We start from the raw sequence: 19,707 nt of genomic DNA on the forward strand, positions 1-19,707 counted from the left end.
TTGCGTATGTGCTCATTATGCACCTCCTATGTATTTTTGGGTTTCCCCGTATTTTTGTGAAGACTCGCCTAGCATCGTGGGACGAACCACTTAAAAGAAGAGCTCTAAGCATAACAAAGAATAAACTAGGAATTGAGCCGAAGGCATAACTTATGTTAGGCAAGGCGACAATGACGAAGTTTAAATTTGTTATACGACGAGCAACGATGTTCGTGCGGTTGCACAGGAATGTGCATAGTCAACTCTATAAGTATAGCACTTCTGCCGCTCTTTAGCAAGCTTTTTCAACTCATGAAAACGGATTTTCAAGGATTATCTTTAGATTTTGTTCACTAATGCACAAAGACAATCTCAGTTATCCGCTAACTGCTTTATTAAATAATTATTAGTTCAAAAAAATTCTAAATATAACGCCGCACCCTATCTTGATTGTCTTGGTAAGACTTTCCGAATTTTTCAAGACACCAGCGCTCCTCAGAGAGGATAATCCAGTGGACCGCAGTCTGAAACATGACTAAAATAAGACAGAAAATCATTGACTTAGTCAAAAAAGCTATTCCTAAAAAACAAACAAAGTAAGCTACATACATGGGATTACGGGAATAGCGATAAAGACCCTTTGTATTCATGCCGTTTGCATCTGGTCTAGCGAAATCCCTCATACTGATAGCACACAAAGCCAAACAAAGCAGGTAAATAGCTATACCAGCATAAAAGAAAACAGAAAAATCAAACTTAATTTCAAGCAAAAAAGAAGTTATGAACAAGGCTAGATTGCTCAATTGATAAATCACATAAGCTATCTTTTCTTTTCCTTGTACCGGCGCAAAATAAGCTGCGCGTGACAAAGCGTTTTTTCCGAAATGACTCAATAAAGGAAAACGAATCAGCAGAAAAGGAATTAAGAGAAAAACAGCAAGCATAAACGTCACCTTCTCTCGCTTTTACAAGAGCCCCTCAATCAGCTCATCAACTTCATCAGCCTCTGCTTGCGGTCTGATTTCTGTAATCATGATGCCTGCAACAGCGCGCTCAACCAGACCTTTAACATCTAGGTAAGTTTCGTACTTCTCAGCATTCTTGATTCTCGGATTAGTTTTAGGCCGGTCTGGAGCAAAAATGGTACAGCAGTCTTCAAATGGCTGGATAGAGATTTGGAAAGTATCAATTTTCTCTGCAATCTCAATAATTTCCAGCTTATCCATGGTCACGACAGGACGTATAACCGGTGTATTGGTTACAGCATTGATAACCTGCATACTCTCAATGGTTTGACTTGCCACCTGACCAAGACTTTCTCCGTTGATAATAACTTGAGCACCCCGCTCCTCTCGAATCCGGTCCGTAATACGCATCATAAAGCGACGAGTCAGTGTCATCAGGTAGGCTTCTGGAGCCTTGGCCTTGATTTCCTCTTGGATCTCAGTAAAAGGCACTTCGATAAACTGGATGTTGCCGCCAAACTTGGTTAATTTCCGAGTCAGATCCTGAGCTTTTTTCAACGCACCTGGACTGGTGTAAGGCGGACTTGCAAAGTGAACCGCCTCAATATCCACACCGCGCTTAAGAGCCAGATAGCCCGCCACCGGTGAGTCAATCCCACCCGACAGCATGAGCATACCTTTTCCTGAAGTGCCAACTGGCAGTCCCCCAGCACCACGAATCGTCTCATAGGAGATATAGGCTGCTTCTTCACGAATTTCGACACGCAACTCAATATCAGGGGCTTTCATTTTAACCTGAACATGTGGAATGGCCTTGAATACTGCATCCCCAAGCGTCTGATTAAGCTCGCGGCTATCCAATTCAAAGCTGTGGTCACTGCGCTTGCTGGAAATCTTAAAGGTCATGCCTTCCTGATAGACTTGCTTCATGATAGTTTGAACAGCTTCAATCAAGGCTGGTACAGACTTTTTAACCCTATAAGATGGTGAGAAATTCTGAATCCCAAAAATCTGCTTGAGCGACTCAGCGACCGGCTGATAGTCCGTTCCATGCAGATAGACATGGGTCCGGTCACGGTCGGCCTTGACATGGACCTGCGGATAGACTGACAAAACAGCTTGGATATTGCGTTTGAGTTTGTTGATAAAGCGCATGCGGTTCTTGCCCTTGGTTGAGAGCTCACCGTAGCGTACCATAATTTCTGAATAATGCATTGTTTACCTAACTTTTCTGGTTTTTTCGTAAATGATTTTAAAAGTTGTCAAAAATTGCTCCATCTGGCTCATGTCATTGTCAACATCCAAACTGATACGGACAGCAGTCTGAGCGAGCGATTTTTCGACGCCCATAGCGATTAGAGTTCCCGCTGGCTTTCCAGCTTTAGAAGAGCAAGCGCTGGTAGTTGAGATATAGATTTCGTAATCTTCAAATGCATGGACGATGACTTCACCTCGCACCCCCTTGATACCAAAGGTCAGTATATGGGGTGCGAAATCTTCCATAGCTGAGAAAATCACCACATCTGGATACTTCTGCAACTCTTCAAGGAGAATCTTCTTAATCTGAGCCGTCTGCTGGGTAAATACTTCTTGCTTTTCCATGGAAAGGCGCAGAGCCTTGGCCGTCGCTGCAATGCCAGCTAAATTCTCCGTCGTTGAGCGCTTGTCCGACTCCTGGCCGCCACCAGTCAAGAGCGGGCTGATTTTCTTGCCAGACTTGATATAGACAAATCCTACGCCTCGGACACCGTGAAATTTATGACTGGAAAATGTCGCAAAATCCACGCGATCCGTTAGATAAGCAGTTGTTGGAATCTTGGTAACTGCCTGCACAGCGTCCACATGAAAGGAAATAGTCGGCTTGTCTGCTAGCAGTTCAGATATTTTCTGAATGGGCTGAATACTGCCGATTTCATTATTGACAGCCATGATGGAGATTAGAGTGGTGTCTGGTCGAATCAGCTCCGCTAGCTTGCCTACCTCAACGAAACCAGCCTTATCAACTGGGGCAAAATCAACTTCAAATCCTTGGCTCTGCAGCCAGAGGGCTGATTCTTTAACCGCGGGATGCTCAATATTAGATACGATGATGTGTTTGCCAAAAGGAACCTTTTCAAAAGCAACTCCCTTAAGTACCCAGTTGTCCCCTTCGGTTCCTCCGGACGTAAAAAAAATATCCGACGAAGACTTGCCTAAAAGCTCTGCTATTTGCCGGCGAGAAGCTTCTAAGAGACGGGTCGCCTGACTGCCCAAACTATGCAGGCTAGATGGATTTCCCCAGATTTTAGAAGCTACCTCTGTGTAAGCGGCCAAAGCCTCAGGATAAGGCTTGGTTGTCGCTGAATTATCTAAATAAATCATGTTCTTTCCTCTAAATTTCAATACTCCTATTGTAACACGAAAGAGAAGCTGGAACAAGAAAGAAAAGGCCCTAAATTCTGCTAGAACTTAGGACTAAAAATCACCGGTCATAAAACTCATGCAGCAAGCTAAAGAGTTCCTGTTGTTGAGCTAACAAACTCTGACCAATGGTAGTAGATTTGATGAGGGTTCGTTCCTCTACATTTTCAATCACCTTTTTCAGGGAGGTCTGGGCAAAAGGCGATTCTACAACTTTTTGAGCGTTTTGGAAAGGCTGATGGGTCACCAGTTGGAAGCCATAGGAATTATTGAGCAGTGAATAGCCAGCCGTTCCAGTCTTCTTCTGATAGGCCTTGCAGAGGCCACCATCAATGACAAAGAGCAAACCGCCACCACGGATAGGCGACTCTCCCTTGCCCGTCTTAACCGGAGTATGACCGTTGACCATCCTAGACTCTTGAGAAAAGAGGCCAAATTCTTCCAAAATCAACTGACAGACTTTCTCAGAATTACGATAAGAAAAATAAGAATTTTCCACTTCCTTGTGGGTGTCCTTATCTTCAATGAAATAGCGCTCCAAGGTAGTCATCTTTTCTTTGCCAAACAGGGGCGATAACTTACCTTTCCAGCAATACCAAATCAAGTCAGTCGACAAATCATCGCCCACTTCCTTGTTCTTGGCCGACTGCCGAATATGATACTCAAAGAAATCCAGCAATTCCTTGCCAGCATAATGGGCTTGATTGAGAATGAAAGGCTGGAATTCTCCTGACGGCTCCAAAGGTATGCAGCCGTGAAAAAGCAAGTGCTGGTTGTAAATCTTATACATAGAGCCCTTGTTCATCAGAAGGCTCATATGTTCTGCCATCTTAAGAGAACTTTGGAACGAGGCCAGCATACTGTCTACAGCTTGATTTTCTTCTGGTGTCAAAGCTGACGGATTTTCCGGATTGATAGTTTGGAAGCAGGTGTTAACCAGGGGATGCTTGGTAGCGTCAATCGTAACACTTTCTTCCCAATAATCAATCTTGTCCAGCATAACATGGTCCTGCATCTGGAACTCAGGCCGCCGTTTGATGAGTTGATTTTCCAGCTTGAACTGGATAATCGCTAAGGCTTGGTGAACCTTTTCCAGCTGCAGAATTTCCTCATCTGAAAACTCCTGCTCTCTGCCGCCTAGAATAGGCCTAAACTTAGGATTAGACTGGTAAGTCTTGTCCGCAAAAAGAGTCAAGGAGCGCAGGTTTAAACCATAATCTTTCTCGATATCCCAGAGATAGCCATAGCGAGCTGCAATGCGCAGCACATTGAGCAAGCAAGCCTTAGAGCCAAAAAAGGCTCCCATCCAGATAATGTCGTGATTGCCCCACTGAATATCAAGCGAGTGAAAATGCTGCAGTTCATCCATGACCTGAGCACTGCCAGCTCCTCGGTCAAAAATATCTCCAACCACATGCAGATGGTCAATCAACAACTGCCGAATACTTCGGGACAAGCCTAGGATAAAAGGCACGGCTTCCCGCAATTCAATCACATAAGTCAAGATATTCTCAAAATAGGATTTTTTATCAGCTAGAGCCCTGTCACTATAGAGCAACTCCTCGATAATATAGGCATATTGTGGCGGCAAGGCCTTTCTGACCTTGGACCGACTGTATTTTGCACCTGCAAAAGCCAGCAAGTTCAAGAGCTGGGGAATGGTTTCCTGATACCAGTCTTGGCCTTTAGTTTCTTCCCCCAAGACAAGCTCAGGATAGGAAACCAGCGCTGACAGCCGATCCTTATGAGATTCTGACAAGCTGTCCCCAAAACAGTCATTGATCTTCTCATTGAGGATACCTGCACAGCTTCTCAAAATATAGTCAAAAGCAGCAAACTCCCCGTGAATGTCACTGATATACAGTTCTGTCCCTTTGGGCAGGTTCAAAATTGCCTCTAGGTTGGCCAGCTCTGTAATGACTTTCTGGCGAGTATCAAATTCTTTCAATAAAATACGCTTATATTGCTCCATCTTATGCCCTCACTCTATAACCGCTCTCTCAATCTTCTCTCTTATCTCAATTTCTTCAAATGATCTTCAATCAAGAAAGCTGTCTCCTCGATTGATTTATCCGTGATATTGATGACATGTGCCCTATACTTTTTAAAGACTTCTTTTGAGTAGTCTAGTTCTTCGTATATTTTTTCCAGATCTGTGTAGCTGGTCGACTGGGTCAATCCCAGAGAATTCAAGCGATTACTGCGTATCTTAGACAGTTTTTCCGGTTCACATAAAAGGCCGATAATCCGCTCCGGATCAACCTTTTCCAAGACCTGAGGAAGAGGTACTTCTGGAATCAAAGGCAGGTTAGAAACCTTGTATCCTTTATTAGCCAGATAAATACTGAGGGGTGTTTTGGATGTACGGGAGACGCCCAAGAGCACCAAGTCTGAATCTAAAAATCCTTGCGGTGCCTTGCCATCGTCGTATTTGACCGCAAACTCAATAGCGGAGATTTTATTAAAATACTCAGTGTCCAGCCGGTGCAAGGTACCCGGCACCTCTATAGGACTGGTGCCTGTCTTTTCCTTGATAATCTCAAAAAATGGATGCATCAAATCCAGATAAGCAAGGCCATTGGCCTGACTGAACTCTCTAGCTACAGCTGCTAGCTTGCCATCAACCAGAGTACTAATCACAAGGGCATCGTCCTTGATGGCATCACGCAGAATATCCAGCAATTCCTCTTCCTTGTTGATAAATGGAAAACGATAGCTGTTATTAAAAATAATATCTGGGTACTGGGCTGTCACTGCAGACAGCAACTTTTGCGAAGTCCCCCCCAAAGAATCTGAAATGCTGTAAACAATAATTTCTTTCTTCATGTTCATTCCTCTTATCTATTAACCTCAGCGCTTCTGGCCTCTTGAATAATATAATCCAGCAGTGCTGACTTGGTCACAGTTCCTAAGATTTTACGCTCATTATTCTTATCCACTACCGGCAGCGAATCAATCGCAAAATCCTGCAAAACTGCTGCAGCTTCCAAAATATTCATATCCTTGTAGCAAGTTTTGATATGGGGCATTCGAGTCATGCAGACTGCTACAGGAGTGCTGTCAATATTGGTATTGAGTGAGGCACGCAGCAAGTCCTTACGCGACAAAATCCCCAAGAGCAGCTTATGCTCATCAATGACATAGAGAACATCCGCATCATACATAAATAAGGTAATAATGGCATCTTGAATAAAAGAATCATGAGATACCAAAACAGGCGAAGTCATAATCTCTGCCACTTCCTTTCGAAAGGTATCGAAAAAGAAAAGCGTCTCTAAATCTGAGCCCGAGTACGTGTAACCAACTTTAGGCGTAGCCTTCAAAATCCCAACCAAGGTCAGAAAAGACAGGTCCGAGCGCAAGGTCGCCCGAGAAATATCTAGTAATTCAGAGATTTTCTCACCGCTGAGTGGCTGGTGTTCTTTTACAATTTCTACAATTTTCTTTTGCCGTTCGCTTAATTTCAAATAGGTCTGACTCCTTCGTTCTTTATAATAGATGATTAGCCTGAATTCGCTTAAAATTTAGGAATTATTACTCATATTTCATTTTCAGACGTTTAAATAATCATCATTTTGTAACACATTATAACAAAAAAAGAAAAATTGTCAATAAAACAGGATGCTTTTTTCGGTTGACAAATATATGTGATGTATATTACAATGTAGTTGTCCTACAATATGACACATATTTCATAATTTTGGAGGTAAATATGGCGAAATGGATTTACTCCTTCGAGGAAGGATGTGCAGATGACAAAGCCCTGCTTGGCGGAAAAGGAGCCAACCTAGCTGAAATGACCAATTTGGGACTGCCTGTCCCTCCAGGTTTTACTATTACTACAGAAAGCTGTATCGAATATTTAGAAAGTCCTTATTTCTTTGAATCTTCTTTAAAAGAAGATGTTTTGAAAGCGGTTACTAGTTTAGAAGAGAAAACTGGTAAATATTTCAGTGGCAACGACTCGGCCCTGCTCTTAGTGTCTGTTCGAAGCGGAGCCAAGTTTTCCATGCCGGGCATGATGGACACTATTCTCAATCTAGGTCTAAACGATTTAAGAACCCAGACTCTGGCTGAGCAGACCAATGCCGACTTTGCCTACAACTGCTACCGCCGTCTGCTGCAAATGTTTGCTGATGTGGTTTATGGTATTTCCAAGGATGAGTTCGATGACCTCTTGGGCTATTTTGAAAAGAATGCTGGGAAACAGGCCAAGGATTTCACACTGGAAGAACATCAGGCATTAATTGAGCAATATAAGCAGCTTTATCGTGAGCATCATCAAACCTTCCCCCAAAGCTCGAAAGAACAGCTCTATGCTGCTATCAAGGCAGTCTTCAAGTCTTGGAATAACCCTAGAGCTAAGGTTTACCGCAACTTGAATGATATTCCTCATGATTTGGGAACGGCGGTTAATGTCCAAGCCATGGTCTTTGGCAATAGCGACCAAGCCAGTGGGACAGGAGTTGTCTTCACGAGAAACCCTGCCAGCGGTGAGCATCAGCTATTTGGCGAATTTTTGCTCAATGCACAAGGAGAGGATGTCGTAGCTGGCATTCGAACCCCTGAGCCTATCGCTGCACTTGAGACAGCTCTCCCTCAGGCCTATGCAGCTTTCCAAGACTATGCTAAGATTCTCGAAAACCACTACAAGGACATGCAAGATATAGAATTTACTATTGAAAAGGGTAAACTCTATATCCTCCAAACTAGAAACGGTAAACGGACCGCCAAAGCATCTTTGAAAATCGCTTTAGATCTGGTAGACGAGGGCATTATCAGCAAAAAAGAAGCTCTCCAGCGCGTATCTCCTGCTTCGATTAGCCAGCTCATCCATCCTGTATTTGAAGAAAAAGCTCTGCAAGATGCTCCTTTCTTGGCTCAAGGACTGCCAGCAAGCCCTGGTGCAGCAACTGGCGAGATTGTCTTTACAGCTGAGCGTGCCAAAGACTACCACTCCTTGGGTAAAAAGGTTATTTTAGTCCGTCAGGAAACATCACCTGAAGACATTGAGGGCATGGTTGTCAGCCAAGCCATCATAACCAGTCAGGGCGGTATGACCTCTCACGCAGCTGTCGTAGCCCGGGGAATGGGAACCTGCTGTGTGGCTGGCTGTGGAGAGCTGACCATCAGCGAGGAAAGCAAGACAGTTTCCTGCGGAAGCCTTGTCTTGACTGAAGGTGATGTCATTTCAGTTGATGGCAGCTCGGGGCGCATTTATAGCGGAGAGATTCCAACCGTCCTAGTTGAAAATGACCAAGAACTCCAACGCCTGCTTTCTTGGGCGGATGAAGTCGCTAAGCTCAAAGTCCGTGCCAATGCAGAGACCGTTCAGGATTTGAAAACAGCTATTAAGTTTGGGGCAAGGGGCATTGGTCTGGCTCGTACCGAACACATGTTCTTTGGTCAGGAACGGATTCTGGAAATGCGGCGTCTGATTCTAGCCGACAACGAATTGGAAACCAGATCCGCCCTCAAAAAACTGCTAGAGTTCCAAGAAAAAGACTTTTATCAAATGTTCCAAGCAGTTCAGGACAAACCTATGATTATCCGTCTTTTGGATCCACCAATGCATGAATTTCTACCTAAAGATTCACAGGAAATCAAGGCTTTGGCTGACAAACTGCACAAATCACCAGAAAAGCTGACTCGCCGCATTGAACAGCTGCAAGAAAGCAATCCAATGCTAGGCCACCGCGGCTGCCGTCTGGGGATTACGCAACCAGAGATTTATAAGATGCAGGTCGAAGCCGTCTTTAAGAGTGCTATCAAACTGAGTCAAGAAGGATTAACCGTTAGGCCAGAAATCATGATTCCGCTGATTGCGGACAAGGCTGAGCTGGACTCTGTCAAAGCCTTTCTCATCCAACATATCACTAAGCTCTTTCGGTATCAAGGTCTGGAGCCTTTCCCTTATGAAATTGGCACCATGATTGAACTTCCGCGTGCTTGTCTGGTTGCAGACCAGCTGGCTCAGGAAGCAGACTTCTTCAGCTTTGGTACTAACGACCTGACCCAGATGACCTACGGCTTCTCACGGGACGATATTGGAAAATTCATCGGCCATTATAAGGAGAAAGAAATCCTTCCTTTTGATCCTTTCCAAAGTATCGACCAAGCCGGTGTTGGTGAATTGATGCGGATCGCTATCAGCAAAGGGCGTCAAGTCAAACCTGAACTTCCTATCGGCATCTGCGGTGAGGTCGGTGGCGATCCGGCTTCCATCCCCTTCTTCCAGGAAATTGGTGTCACCTATGTTTCCTGCTCTCCTTATCGGGTTCCAGCAGCAAGACTGGCTGTCGCTCAAGCGGCACTCTAAGATAAGAAGTCATGATTACTTTGCTATTCTAGCTCAAGAAGCTGCTCAATCCAAATTTGAGCAGTTTCTTTTCTTAACAGCAATCTTCTGTGTACGTTTTCATAAATAAAAATTTGATTTTTTTAAGACATTTTCAGATAAAAAACGTATAATGAGAGATAAGAAATCATTGAAATTTTAAAAGGAGATTCTTTCAAGCATGGAAAACTATTCTCGTAGCAATAAAAATAAGACAAAATCATCTAAAAAACCTACTAAACAGCATATTAAAACTGGACTTTCAGCCTTCCAAAAGACTATTGCAACGGTTGCCAGTATCTTGTCTATCATCATTGCCAGCATCACGATCATGAATCTGACTGGCCATAAGGATGAAAAATCAAAAACTGATACCAGTAGCTCTACTGCAACGACTACTATTATCAAGGAAATCGAAAAAGAAACAAGCAGCCCTGCTTCAACGGCTGCAACTGATACCGCTGCTTCCAGCAGCGATGGAGCAGCGGTTGAGACTAGTGCATCTAGCTCTACTGCAGATACAGCAGCAGGTGACACTACCGCTTCTAGCTCTACGGCTGATACTGCAACCAACACTCAGACAGAAACTTCAAACTAAGCAAGCAGAAAACGCCCAGCTCATTGAGCCAGGCGTTTTTCTTGTATTCATCAAGTAACCTTGTTTATCTATCATTTCCGATACATCTTGACTTGAAGATAGAGGTCGTTGTAAGTCCCCAGCCATTTAGGGCCCAACTGCTCATAAACTTCCAGATGTTTCATCGTTTCCTCAGTCGGATAAAAGGCCTCATCTTCCTGAATTTCCTTAGGCAACATGGCCTTGGCAGGAAGATTTGGTGTCGAATAGCCGACATAAAGGGCATTTTTATAAGCATTCTCCGGTCTCAGCATAAAGTTAATAAACTGATAGGCTGCTTTTTTATTTTTGACGGTTTTGGGAATGACAATATTGTCAAACCAAAGATTGCTGGCCTCTGTAGGCACGACATAGCGCAGGTCTTCATTGGCCTCCAGCATCTGCCGAGCCTCGCCAGAAAAGGTCACGCCGATAGCTGCATTGTTCTGAATCATATAACCTTTCATCTCATCAGCCACAATGGCCTTGATATTTGGCGTCAGAGTGTAGAGCTTATCAACAGCCTCCTGCAGCTGATCTGCATCTTTGGAGTTAAGACTATGACCGTCTGAGTTCAGACCAAGTCCCATGACTTCGCGGGCTCCATCAATCATCATGATGGAGTTTTTGTATTCAGGTCGCCAGAGATCATTCCAATGCTCTGGAGCTTTATCAACCATTTTTTCATTGTAGACAATGCCAAGCGTTCCCCAAAAATAAGGAATCGAGTACTGATTTCCAGGATCGAAAGGCTGGTCTAAAAAGTCAGATCCGATATTTTCCAAACCTTTAATCTGGCTATGATCTAGCTTTTCCACCAAGCCTTCCTTCATCATCTTGGCAATCATATATTCACTAGGAATGGCAATGTCGTAGGTTGTGCCGCCTTGCTTCACTTTCGTATACATGGCTTCATTAGAGTCAAATGTATCATACTGGATTTGGACACCAGTTTCCTTAGTAAACTCAGTCAGCAGCTCAGGATCGATATAGTCACCCCAGTTGTAAATGACTAGCTTATCGCTCTCCTTGCTCTGCGTCCGACTTTCGATCTGGTAACTAACACCCCACAAGACTAAGATAATCAGCAGAATCCCCGCTAAAAATGAATAGAGCTTTCTCATACGGTCTCCTCCTTCTCACGGGTGATAAAGTAATACCCAATTACCAAAGCAATGCTGAAGAGAAAGACCAAGGCTGATAGGGCATTGATTTCCAGAGAAATCCCCTGACGAGCGCGAGAGTAAATCTCAACAGACAGAGTAGAGAAACCATTGCCTGTAACGAAGAAGGTCACAGCAAAATCATCTAGCGAATAGGTAAAAGCCATGAAATAGCCAGCGATAATGGCTGGAGTCAGATAAGGCAGCATGATTTCCTTTAGCATTTGCAATTGGCTAGCGCCTAGGTCATAAGCAGCCTTAATCATATCATCATTCATTTCCTTCAGACGCGGAAGAATCATCAGCACCACAATCGGAATGGAAAAGGCCACATGGCTAGCCAGTACAGACAGGAAGCCCAGCTGGAATTTTGCAGTGGTAAAGAGAATCAGAAAACTTGCCCCAATCATGACATCCGGTGCCACCATGAGGATATTGTTGATAGACAGAAAGGCATCCTGATATTTCTTGCGAGCTTGATAGATATAGATGGCTCCAAAAGTCCCAATCAGCGTCGCAATCAATGAAGACAGGAAAGCCAGAAAGAAAGTCTGAACCAAAATCAGAATCAGCCGTGAATCCTCAAAGAGATTCTGAAAGTGGCTGAGACTGAATCCTGTAAAACGATTCATGTCTTCCCCAGCATTAAAGGCATAAGCAATCAGGTAAAAGATGGGAATGTAGAGGGCCAAAAAGACAAAGGCCAGATAGAGATTTGCAATTTTTTTCATCGCCCTCTCCTTTCCTTGGTTGCCCACATGGTAAAGAGCATAGCAACAATCAGCACCACTCCGATAGTAGAGCCCATACCCCAGTTTTGAGTAGTCAGGAAGTGCTGCTCAATAGCAGTTCCCAGAGTAATCACTCGATTACCACCGATTAAGCGTGTCAGCATGAAGAGACTGAGACTAGGGATAAAGACAGACTGCACTCCACTTCTGACACCATTCAAGGACAAAGGGAAAATAACCCGACGGAAAGTCTCCCAGCGATTGGCTCCCAAGTCATAGCTGGCATTGATAAGATTAGGATCCAAATCATCCAGAACGTTGAAAATGGGCAGAATCATAAAAGGCAGCTCAATGTAGCTGGCTACAAAGATAAATGAAAAGTCCGTAAAGAGAATCTGCTGCGGTCCGACTCCGATAAAAGTCAGAAATTGATTTATTGAGCCATTCTGACCAAAAATACCAATGAAAGCATAAGCTTTGAGCAGGAGATTGATCCAGGTCGGCAGAACAATCAGCATCAGCCAGAGCTGCTTGTGCTTGAGCTGAGTCAAAAAGAATGCAGTGGGATAGGAAATCAGCAGGGTTACAACAGTAATAATCCCTGCATAAAGGACCGAATTCAGACTCATTTTGAGATAGGTCCAGTTCTGCGATGTAAAGTAGGTCTGGTAATTTTCCAGCGTAAACTGCCCTTCAATGTTAAAGAAGGATTTCCAGATAATCATGACAACAGGTGCCAGTACAAAGAGGAAAATCCAGAGCAGGTAGGGCAAGAGAAAAAGATTAGAGGTTGTTTTCTTCATCGCGTTCCTCCTCAATGGCATTGATTAGACCTGCTTCTTGCTCTTCTACTTCAACATATTCTTCGATACGGGCATCGAATTCTTCTTCTGTTTCATTGAGACGCATGATATGGATGTCCTCTGGCTCGAAATGCAGACCAATTTCTTCACCAACAATGGCCTTGCGAGTCGAGTGAATCATCCATTCATTGCCCAATTCATCATAAGCAATAATCTCATAGTGAACGCCACGGAAAAGCTGAGTGTCAACTTTAACCTGTAGCTTGCCTTCTTCTGGCAGAGTAATCCGCAAATCCTCCGGCCGAATCACCACTTCAACAGCTTCATTTGGACGCATCCCACCATCCACTGCTTCAAAGCGCTTGCCGTTAAACTCAACCAGATAGTCTTCAATCATCTTGCCTGGCAGAATATTGGACTCGCCAATGAAGGTTGCTACAAAGTGGTTGATGGGCTCGTCATAAATATCGACAGGTGTTCCTGACTGAACAATCTCGCCATCATTCATAACGAAAATCCAGTCGCTCATAGCCAGGGCTTCCTCTTGGTCGTGCGTGACAAAGACAAAGGTAATGCCCAGACGCTGCTGCAATTCCCGCAGCTCATACTGCATGTCCGTGCGCAGCTTCAAATCCAGAGCAGAAAGCGGCTCATCCAGCAAGACAACCCGCGGCTGATTAATGATTGCCCGCGCGATGGCTACACGCTGACGCTGACCGCCCGACAGTTTGCGAATAGAACGGCGCTCAAAGCCTTCCAGCTGAACCATTTTCAGTACCTCAGCAACCCGCTCTTGAATTTCTTTTTTATCAACCTTGCGCAAACGCAGCGGAAAGGCAACATTTTCAAAAACATTCATATGCGGAAATAGCGCATAGGACTGAAAAACCGTGTGAACGTCTCTTTTATTGGTGGGAATATCATTGATGCGGACGCCATCAAGAAAAATATCCCCGTCTGTCGCGTCCAAAAGACCGGCAATAATGTTCAGAATCGTTGATTTTCCAGAACCAGAAGACCCTAGCAAAGTATAGAACTTTCCTTCTTCCAGCTCGAAATTAATATCTTTCAGAACGACAGTATTATTATCTTCAAAAACTTTTGAAACGTTTTTAAACTCGATGATTGGTTTTTTCAATTGTCATAAATTCCTTCTTTCTCGTATTAACAGATTAAGGGTTCTGTCAGACCGCTGCTACCTCGTGAGGGCTGTAAAGGCCCTTTATAAATTCCGTGTCGATAGGCTTTCACCCCCTTACTAAGTTGCAGCTAGCTGCAGTTCCTTATCCAGCATACTTCTATTGAAAACCAATCTGTCTTACAGAGATTCACCAATGATGCGGACTTCGCGCTCCAGAGTAATACCTGAATTTTCTCGCACCCTTTCAATCACATGAGCAATAAGATTTTCATAATCTTGGGCCGTTCCTTTATCGACGTTAATCATAAAACCGGCATGTTTCTCAGATACCTCTACACCACCGATACGATGCCCCTTAAGGCCTGCTTCACTAATGAGCTGACCAGCAAAGTGACCCAAAGGACGCTTGAAAACAGAGCCGCAGGACGGATATTCCAAAGGCTGCTTGAGCTCCCGCAGATGGGTTAAGCGCTCCATTTCCTGACGAATAGTTCTGTGAACACCAGGCGAAAGAGCAAACTTAGCAGAAATAACAATATCGCCTGTTTCCTGAACTAGTGAGTGACGATAACCAAACTTCATATCACGAACGTCCAGCGTTTTGACTTGCCCCTGAGGAGTCAGTACCTTACAAGATACCAAGACATGAGCAATCTCTCCGCCATAAGCCCCAGCGTTCATAAAGACAGCTCCGCCGACGCTGCCAGGAATGCCGCAGGCAAACTCAAAGCCAGTCAGACTATTCTGCAGGGCGATATGGGTTGTCTGAATCAGATTAGCTCCAGATTCTGCCTCAATCATATAGCCATCTACCGTTACATTGTTGAGCTTGTCAAACATAATGACAAAACCTCGGATACCACCGTCTCTCACAATGATATTACTGGCATTTCCCAGCACCATCCAAGGAATGTCTTCTTGATTGGCAAAATTAACAATGCGAGCCAGCTCATAACGATTGCGGGGGAAAACTAAGAAATCGGCTGCGCCCCCGACCTTTGTATAGGTGTATTGACTCAAAGGCTCATTGAAGCGAATGTCGATTCCTTCTAATTCGGTTTTTAATTTCTCTAGTTTTTGCATGCTTTTCTCTCTTTTATGTAAACAAAATACACTCTATTATATCAAAAATCTATGGCATTTACGATAGATTACAAAGAAAAAGCTGAGAAAGGTCAGCTTTTTAATGCTTATAATTGTCTAGTAGCAAAACGTTGGGTTTGAGAAGAAAGAGCATTCCTGATGGCGCCAAAAGCTCCAGCTCCAGTGAAAACATAGAGCAAGATCAAGTTGAACCAATAGTTATCTGGGATGATTCCATTAAAAATTGATTCGTTGACAACTGAAAAAGCATCAAATATATTCACATCTGGATATTCTCGAACAAGTAACAAAGCATAGTCAAACTGATTGACTAAGAAAGTCACCAAGACCATAAACACGATACTAATAGCAATACCTGCTTTAGATAGCTTTTTACCCAGTAACTCATACCCCTTGATAGTACAGTAACCCATGGCCAACCCTCCAGCAACAGCCACATAGTTCATCTGCGCAATCAACAAGATCACCGCTCCTCCAATGAGACTTCCGACAAAAGCACCGACAATACCACCAACGATACTTTCTTTTTGATTATCATAGATCTGATTTTCCAGCGAAAGACCTGAACTCAGACTTTCAAAGCTTTGTCGTGACAAAATCAGGATATTTCCTCCCAATTGATAGACATCAATCTGCCCAGGCTCACCACTCTGTTCACAAACATTTACAAAGCCTCTTTCCTTGAAAAAGACAAGTGCTTCTTGAACAGCTTGTGCAAGAGCTTGATTGGTCTTGGCCTTAGCATAAAGTACTAGCTTGTAGTGATTCAGTTGGCTACTGGTTAGAACCTCTGAGTTTTTAATCAAATCATCAAAGGCATTTGGCGCAGTAAAAGCATCGCCAGCCTTAACAGAAAAACAAATCCTATATTGCTTTCTTTGCTCTGTGGGCTCAATATAGAGCGTGTAACCTTCTATCTGTCCGAAGACAAGAGACGAAAATTCATCAAACTGTAAGCCTAGCTCAGTCGCTAGAGCCTGTAATTCTAAATGATCCATAAAGTGAATTATCCTCCTTTAAGCTAGCCCCATTATAGCACAGTTAGGTATAAAAAGATAGGGATATCAACTTCTTCTATTGTGTACGCGTTCCTAGAAAAGAAAAAAGAGGTTCATTGAAAACCTCTTGATGATTTATTTTTCTACTCGGATGCCCTCTGTGTCTACCTGAAGCCGGAAGATTTGCCCCTTGAAATTCTGTTTTTGCAGAAGCTGGTATATCTTTTCGGTCTTGTGCTTGGGCGATAAGACCATAACAGTCGGCCCCGCTCCTGAGATATAGGTTGCATAAGAGCCATTTTTTCTGGCCAAGAACTTAATATCTGAAAATTCCTTAATCAAAGGTTGACGGTATTTTTCGTGGAACAAATCTGACTCGATAGCCCGACCAGCGATTTTCATATCACCTTTTAAAAGAGCTGCAATCGCAACATTGGCAATGGAGCTAGCCGCAACAGCTTCCTTATAAGAAAGCCGATTTGGTAAGACTTGGCGGCTCTCAACCGTCCGAAGCTCATAGTCTGGGATATAGGCGATGAAGTCTGCGTCCGGAAAGTCCGCTACCACAGCAGATACCTGATTCCTGGACGAGCTAGATACGACCAAATTACCATAAATAGCCGGCGCAACATTGTCAGGATGGCCTTCAATCTTTGTAGCGATTTTTAGCTTCTGATAATCCGACAAATTAAGGTGAGCCAGCTGGTTGGCCAATTCAATCCCAGCTACAATGACCGAGCTAGAAGACCCAAGTCCACGAGCCAATGGAATATCACTGGTCATTTTTAAACGGCGCGGCTGAATATCTGGAGCCAACTGCAGGGCAATCTTAATCAGTAAATTACGCCGGTCCTTAGGAATTCGAGGATTGAGATCATGTTCAATCACCCACTCCTGACTTTCTTCCAAAACTTCAATTTCCAGATATTTTGAGAGGGCTACCCCAACGGAGTCAAAGCCAGGACCGATATTGGCACTGGTCGCTGGTACAATAATTTTCATCTTAATCTCCTAATACTTTGAAGGTATTGAGCAAGTCAAACTCAGCAACTTCTTTGAGCTTAACAGTGACATTTTCCAGCTGTGTCTTGCTGACAGCATGGGTAATAATCACCACGCGAGCCTTCTCACCATCTGTACCTTCCTGCAGAATCTGCTTAAAGGAAATATCCTCAGCATTGAAAATCTCAGCCAAATGCAGAACTTGGCCTTTAGAATCAGGTGCCAAGATAGAGAAGTAATAGCTGCTCTTCACATCTTCTGGCTTAGCTAGCACAAGCTCACGGCTGAATTCATTAAAGGCCTTGCCAACTGTTCCTTCATTCAAACGGCGGCTGATACGGACAATATCTGCCACAACACTAGTTGCGGTTGGTTTTTGACCTGCTCCTGGTCCGTAGTACATGGATTCTCCGATACCGATGGACTCAACAAAGACAGCATTCATCACCCCATTGACACTAGCCAAAGGATGCGCTTTAGGCAGAAATGTTGGAGCTACTTCTGCTGCAATACCCGATGCCGTTTCTTCGATAGAACCAACCAGCTTGACTACATAGCCCAGATCTTGAGCAACAGCCACATCCTCTGGTGTGATATTTCGAATTCCCTGATGGCCCACATCTTCAAATTTAACATTCATACCAAAGGCGAACTGGCTAAGAATAACCATCTTGTAAGCCGCATCAATACCATCTACGTCATTGGTTGGGTCGCTTTCAGCAAAACCAAGACGCTGTGCTTCAGCAAGAGCGTCTTCATAAGACCAACCCTCTTCCACCATCTTGGTCATCATAAAGTTAGAGGTTCCATTGACAACACCCAAGATACGGGTAATTTTGTCAGAAGCCAGTGAATTAACCAAGGTACGCAGGATCGGAATTCCGCCGGCAACAGCTGCTTCATAGTAGAGAGCCACATTTTGCTTTTGAGCAATTTCCAGCAACTCTGCTCCGTGTACAGCCAGCAAATCCTTATTGGCCGTTACCACATGTTTGCCAGCTTCAAGAGCACGAGTGATGAACGTTTTCGCTGGTTCGATTCGTCCCATCAATTCTACAACGATAGTAATCTCAGGATCCTTCAGAATTTCTTCAACATTTGTGACAAAGTTAAAGTTATTTCCAGCTGCTAAAAGACGATCTTTTTCGGCATCATCTTTGACCAAGACTTTAGCAACCTCAATCTCTGAATGAGCCGCTTGAACGATTTTTTCTCCGTTTTCTTTCAGCAAAAAAGGCACACCGCTTGCCACTGTTCCAAAACCAAGTAAAGCTATTTTAATAGACATGAAGCACTCCTTGAAAATTTCTTGTATAAAAAATATTATAACAAAATTATAAAAAAATGCCTACAAAACTACTTCTTTATTTGTTATAATAGATGTAAATTTCCGTAAGGAATTGTAATTTTTTTAAAAAAAGGAGATACTATGACAGGAAAACACAGAGGAAATCGCATGCAGCAACGCAAAGCTAGAAAAAGAGCTATTTTGCTTTCTTTAACGAGTTTATTACTTTTTCTTGTCCTGATTGTAGGTGGCTTTTCTTTACTAGCCAAACTGCAAAACTCGCACAACCAAAATGAAGCTAATAACGTGTCAACGAACCAGGTCAATACTTCATCTAAAACTTCGTCAGCACCAACTCGGGAAAAAAAGACGACTTCGGATGACAGCAGTAAAGACAAGGTCAAATGGGTCAAGCAAGACAAGCCCGTTCAAGTTCCTATCTTGATGTATCATGCCATTCACGTCATGGATCCATCAGAAGCAGCTAACGCCGGTTTGATTGTGGATCCAGCCACATTTGAAAGTCATCTAAAAGCTTTAAAAGACGCAGGCTACTACCCACTGACACCAGCTGAAGCGTACAAGGTCCTAACGGAGAACGTCCTGCCAGAAAACAAAAAAGTCGTCTGGCTGACCTTCGATGATAGTTTAAAGGACTTCTATACTAATGCCTTTCCACTTCTCCAGAAATATGACATGAAAGCAACCAATAATGTCATTACTGGATTTGTTGAAGCGGGTCGTGAAGATATGCTGACACTGGATGAGATAAAGGAAATGAAGGACAAAGGCATGTCCTTTGAAGACCATACCGTCAACCATCCCGACCTCTCAGCAACGACAGAAGACCAACAAAAAATTGAGTTAAAAGACTCAAAGTCTTACTTAGATAAAAATCTGTCTCAAACCACAACCACCGTTGCCTATCCATCTGGACGATACAGTGATGCAACCTTGCAGATTACTGAAAGACTTGGCTACAAGATGGGACTGACAACCAATAACGGACTAGCTTCCCTATCCAATGGCTTGCTCACACTCAATCGAGTTCGCGTTAACCCAACCACTACTGCAGAAGACCTGCTAAATGAAATCGCAACAAACTAATCTTAAAAGCTTGCTTCACCTGAAGTAGGCTTTTTCTATTCCTATGATTGTATCTTCTTCAAATCACAAAAAA

Annotated in this window: 17 protein-coding genes and 1 other annotated feature; of the genes, 3 read left to right on the plus strand and 14 right to left on the minus strand. The window is 43.6% G+C overall.

The window, feature by feature from the left end; translation table 11 throughout:
* Nucleotides 1–50 precede the first annotated feature (50 nt).
* Nucleotides 51–230: a sequence feature (ribosomal protein L21 leader region), on the minus strand.
* Nucleotides 231–401: 171 nt separating this feature from the next.
* The 6 genes from RYK49_RS07265 to RYK49_RS07290 form a co-directional block, all read right to left on the minus strand.
* Nucleotides 402–923, minus strand: coding sequence for an isoprenylcysteine carboxylmethyltransferase family protein (locus RYK49_RS07265; protein ID WP_314830458.1), 522 nt, complete (start codon nucleotides 921–923; stop codon nucleotides 402–404).
* A 21-nt stretch (nucleotides 924–944) separates the two neighbouring features.
* The gene (thiI, locus tag RYK49_RS07270) at nucleotides 945–2,159 is read right to left on the minus strand and encodes a tRNA uracil 4-sulfurtransferase ThiI (RefSeq protein WP_314830457.1); all 1,215 of its coding nucleotides are present in this window, start codon (nucleotides 2,157–2,159) and stop codon (nucleotides 945–947) included.
* Between the two features lie 3 nt (nucleotides 2,160–2,162).
* Nucleotides 2,163–3,305 carry a cysteine desulfurase family protein gene (locus tag RYK49_RS07275; RefSeq protein WP_314830456.1) on the minus strand — a complete coding sequence of 381 codons (1,143 nt, stop codon included), beginning with the start codon at nucleotides 3,303–3,305 and terminating at the stop codon, nucleotides 2,163–2,165.
* 100 nt (nucleotides 3,306–3,405) lie between these two features.
* Entirely contained in the window at nucleotides 3,406–5,316 is a 1,911-nt protein-coding gene (locus tag RYK49_RS07280; RefSeq protein ID WP_314830455.1) for a fructose-1,6-bisphosphatase, read from the minus strand.
* 41 nt (nucleotides 5,317–5,357) lie between these two features.
* The gene (locus RYK49_RS07285; protein ID WP_002930294.1) at nucleotides 5,358–6,176 is read right to left on the minus strand and encodes a pyruvate, water dikinase regulatory protein; all 819 of its coding nucleotides are present in this window, start codon (nucleotides 6,174–6,176) and stop codon (nucleotides 5,358–5,360) included.
* A 5-nt stretch (nucleotides 6,177–6,181) separates the two neighbouring features.
* On the minus strand, nucleotides 6,182–6,811 hold the full coding sequence (locus RYK49_RS07290) for a CBS domain-containing protein (protein ID WP_002906671.1): 630 nt from the start codon (nucleotides 6,809–6,811) through the stop codon (nucleotides 6,182–6,184).
* Nucleotides 6,812–7,056: 245 nt separating this feature from the next.
* On the opposite strand from RYK49_RS07290, the gene ppdK reads away from it, so the two are divergent.
* Together ppdK and RYK49_RS07300 are read left to right on the plus strand one after the other, a co-directional pair.
* The gene (gene ppdK / locus RYK49_RS07295) at nucleotides 7,057–9,663 is read left to right on the plus strand and encodes a pyruvate, phosphate dikinase (RefSeq protein WP_314865359.1); all 2,607 of its coding nucleotides are present in this window, start codon (nucleotides 7,057–7,059) and stop codon (nucleotides 9,661–9,663) included.
* Between the two features lie 199 nt (nucleotides 9,664–9,862).
* Nucleotides 9,863–10,279 (plus strand): DUF6556 family protein, encoded by a 417-nt coding sequence (locus RYK49_RS07300; protein ID WP_314830453.1) that lies wholly within the window; start codon nucleotides 9,863–9,865, stop codon nucleotides 10,277–10,279.
* A 71-nt stretch (nucleotides 10,280–10,350) separates the two neighbouring features.
* On the opposite strand, the gene RYK49_RS07305 is transcribed toward RYK49_RS07300, so the two are convergent.
* The 8 genes from RYK49_RS07305 to RYK49_RS07340 form a co-directional block, all read right to left on the minus strand.
* Nucleotides 10,351–11,421, minus strand: coding sequence for an ABC transporter substrate-binding protein (locus tag RYK49_RS07305; protein ID WP_314830452.1), 1,071 nt, complete (start codon nucleotides 11,419–11,421; stop codon nucleotides 10,351–10,353).
* Entirely contained in the window at nucleotides 11,418–12,191 is a 774-nt protein-coding gene (locus RYK49_RS07310) for an ABC transporter permease (RefSeq protein ID WP_314830451.1), read from the minus strand. The genes RYK49_RS07305 and RYK49_RS07310 overlap by 4 nt, the downstream gene beginning before the upstream one ends.
* The gene (locus tag RYK49_RS07315; RefSeq protein WP_223320329.1) at nucleotides 12,188–12,994 is read right to left on the minus strand and encodes an ABC transporter permease; all 807 of its coding nucleotides are present in this window, start codon (nucleotides 12,992–12,994) and stop codon (nucleotides 12,188–12,190) included. Before RYK49_RS07315 ends, RYK49_RS07310 begins: the two co-directional genes overlap by 4 nt.
* Nucleotides 12,975–14,132, minus strand: coding sequence for an ABC transporter ATP-binding protein (locus RYK49_RS07320; protein ID WP_002906676.1), 1,158 nt, complete (start codon nucleotides 14,130–14,132; stop codon nucleotides 12,975–12,977). The genes RYK49_RS07315 and RYK49_RS07320 overlap by 20 nt, the downstream gene beginning before the upstream one ends.
* 180 nt (nucleotides 14,133–14,312) lie before the next feature.
* Nucleotides 14,313–15,218 carry a UDP-N-acetylmuramate dehydrogenase gene (gene murB / locus RYK49_RS07325; RefSeq protein WP_314830450.1) on the minus strand — a complete coding sequence of 302 codons (906 nt, stop codon included), beginning with the start codon at nucleotides 15,216–15,218 and terminating at the stop codon, nucleotides 14,313–14,315.
* Nucleotides 15,219–15,325: 107 nt separating this feature from the next.
* Nucleotides 15,326–16,237, minus strand: a complete 912-nt coding sequence (locus tag RYK49_RS07330; RefSeq protein ID WP_314830449.1) for a hypothetical protein — start codon at nucleotides 16,235–16,237, stop codon at nucleotides 15,326–15,328.
* A 135-nt stretch (nucleotides 16,238–16,372) separates the two neighbouring features.
* Nucleotides 16,373–17,239, minus strand: coding sequence for a homoserine kinase (gene thrB / locus RYK49_RS07335; RefSeq protein WP_314830448.1), 867 nt, complete (start codon nucleotides 17,237–17,239; stop codon nucleotides 16,373–16,375).
* A gap of 1 nt (nucleotide 17,240) precedes the next feature.
* Nucleotides 17,241–18,527 carry a homoserine dehydrogenase gene (locus tag RYK49_RS07340; RefSeq protein WP_314830447.1) on the minus strand — a complete coding sequence of 429 codons (1,287 nt, stop codon included), beginning with the start codon at nucleotides 18,525–18,527 and terminating at the stop codon, nucleotides 17,241–17,243.
* 141 nt (nucleotides 18,528–18,668) lie between these two features.
* On the opposite strand from RYK49_RS07340, the gene RYK49_RS07345 reads away from it, so the two are divergent.
* A complete protein-coding gene (locus RYK49_RS07345; protein WP_314830446.1) occupies nucleotides 18,669–19,634 on the plus strand; it encodes a polysaccharide deacetylase family protein in 966 nt (321 codons plus the stop codon).
* Nucleotides 19,635–19,707: the final 73 nt, after the last annotated feature.

Source organism: uncultured Streptococcus sp. (assembly GCF_963525625.1).
Taxonomy (GTDB): Bacteria; Bacillota; Bacilli; order Lactobacillales; family Streptococcaceae; genus Streptococcus.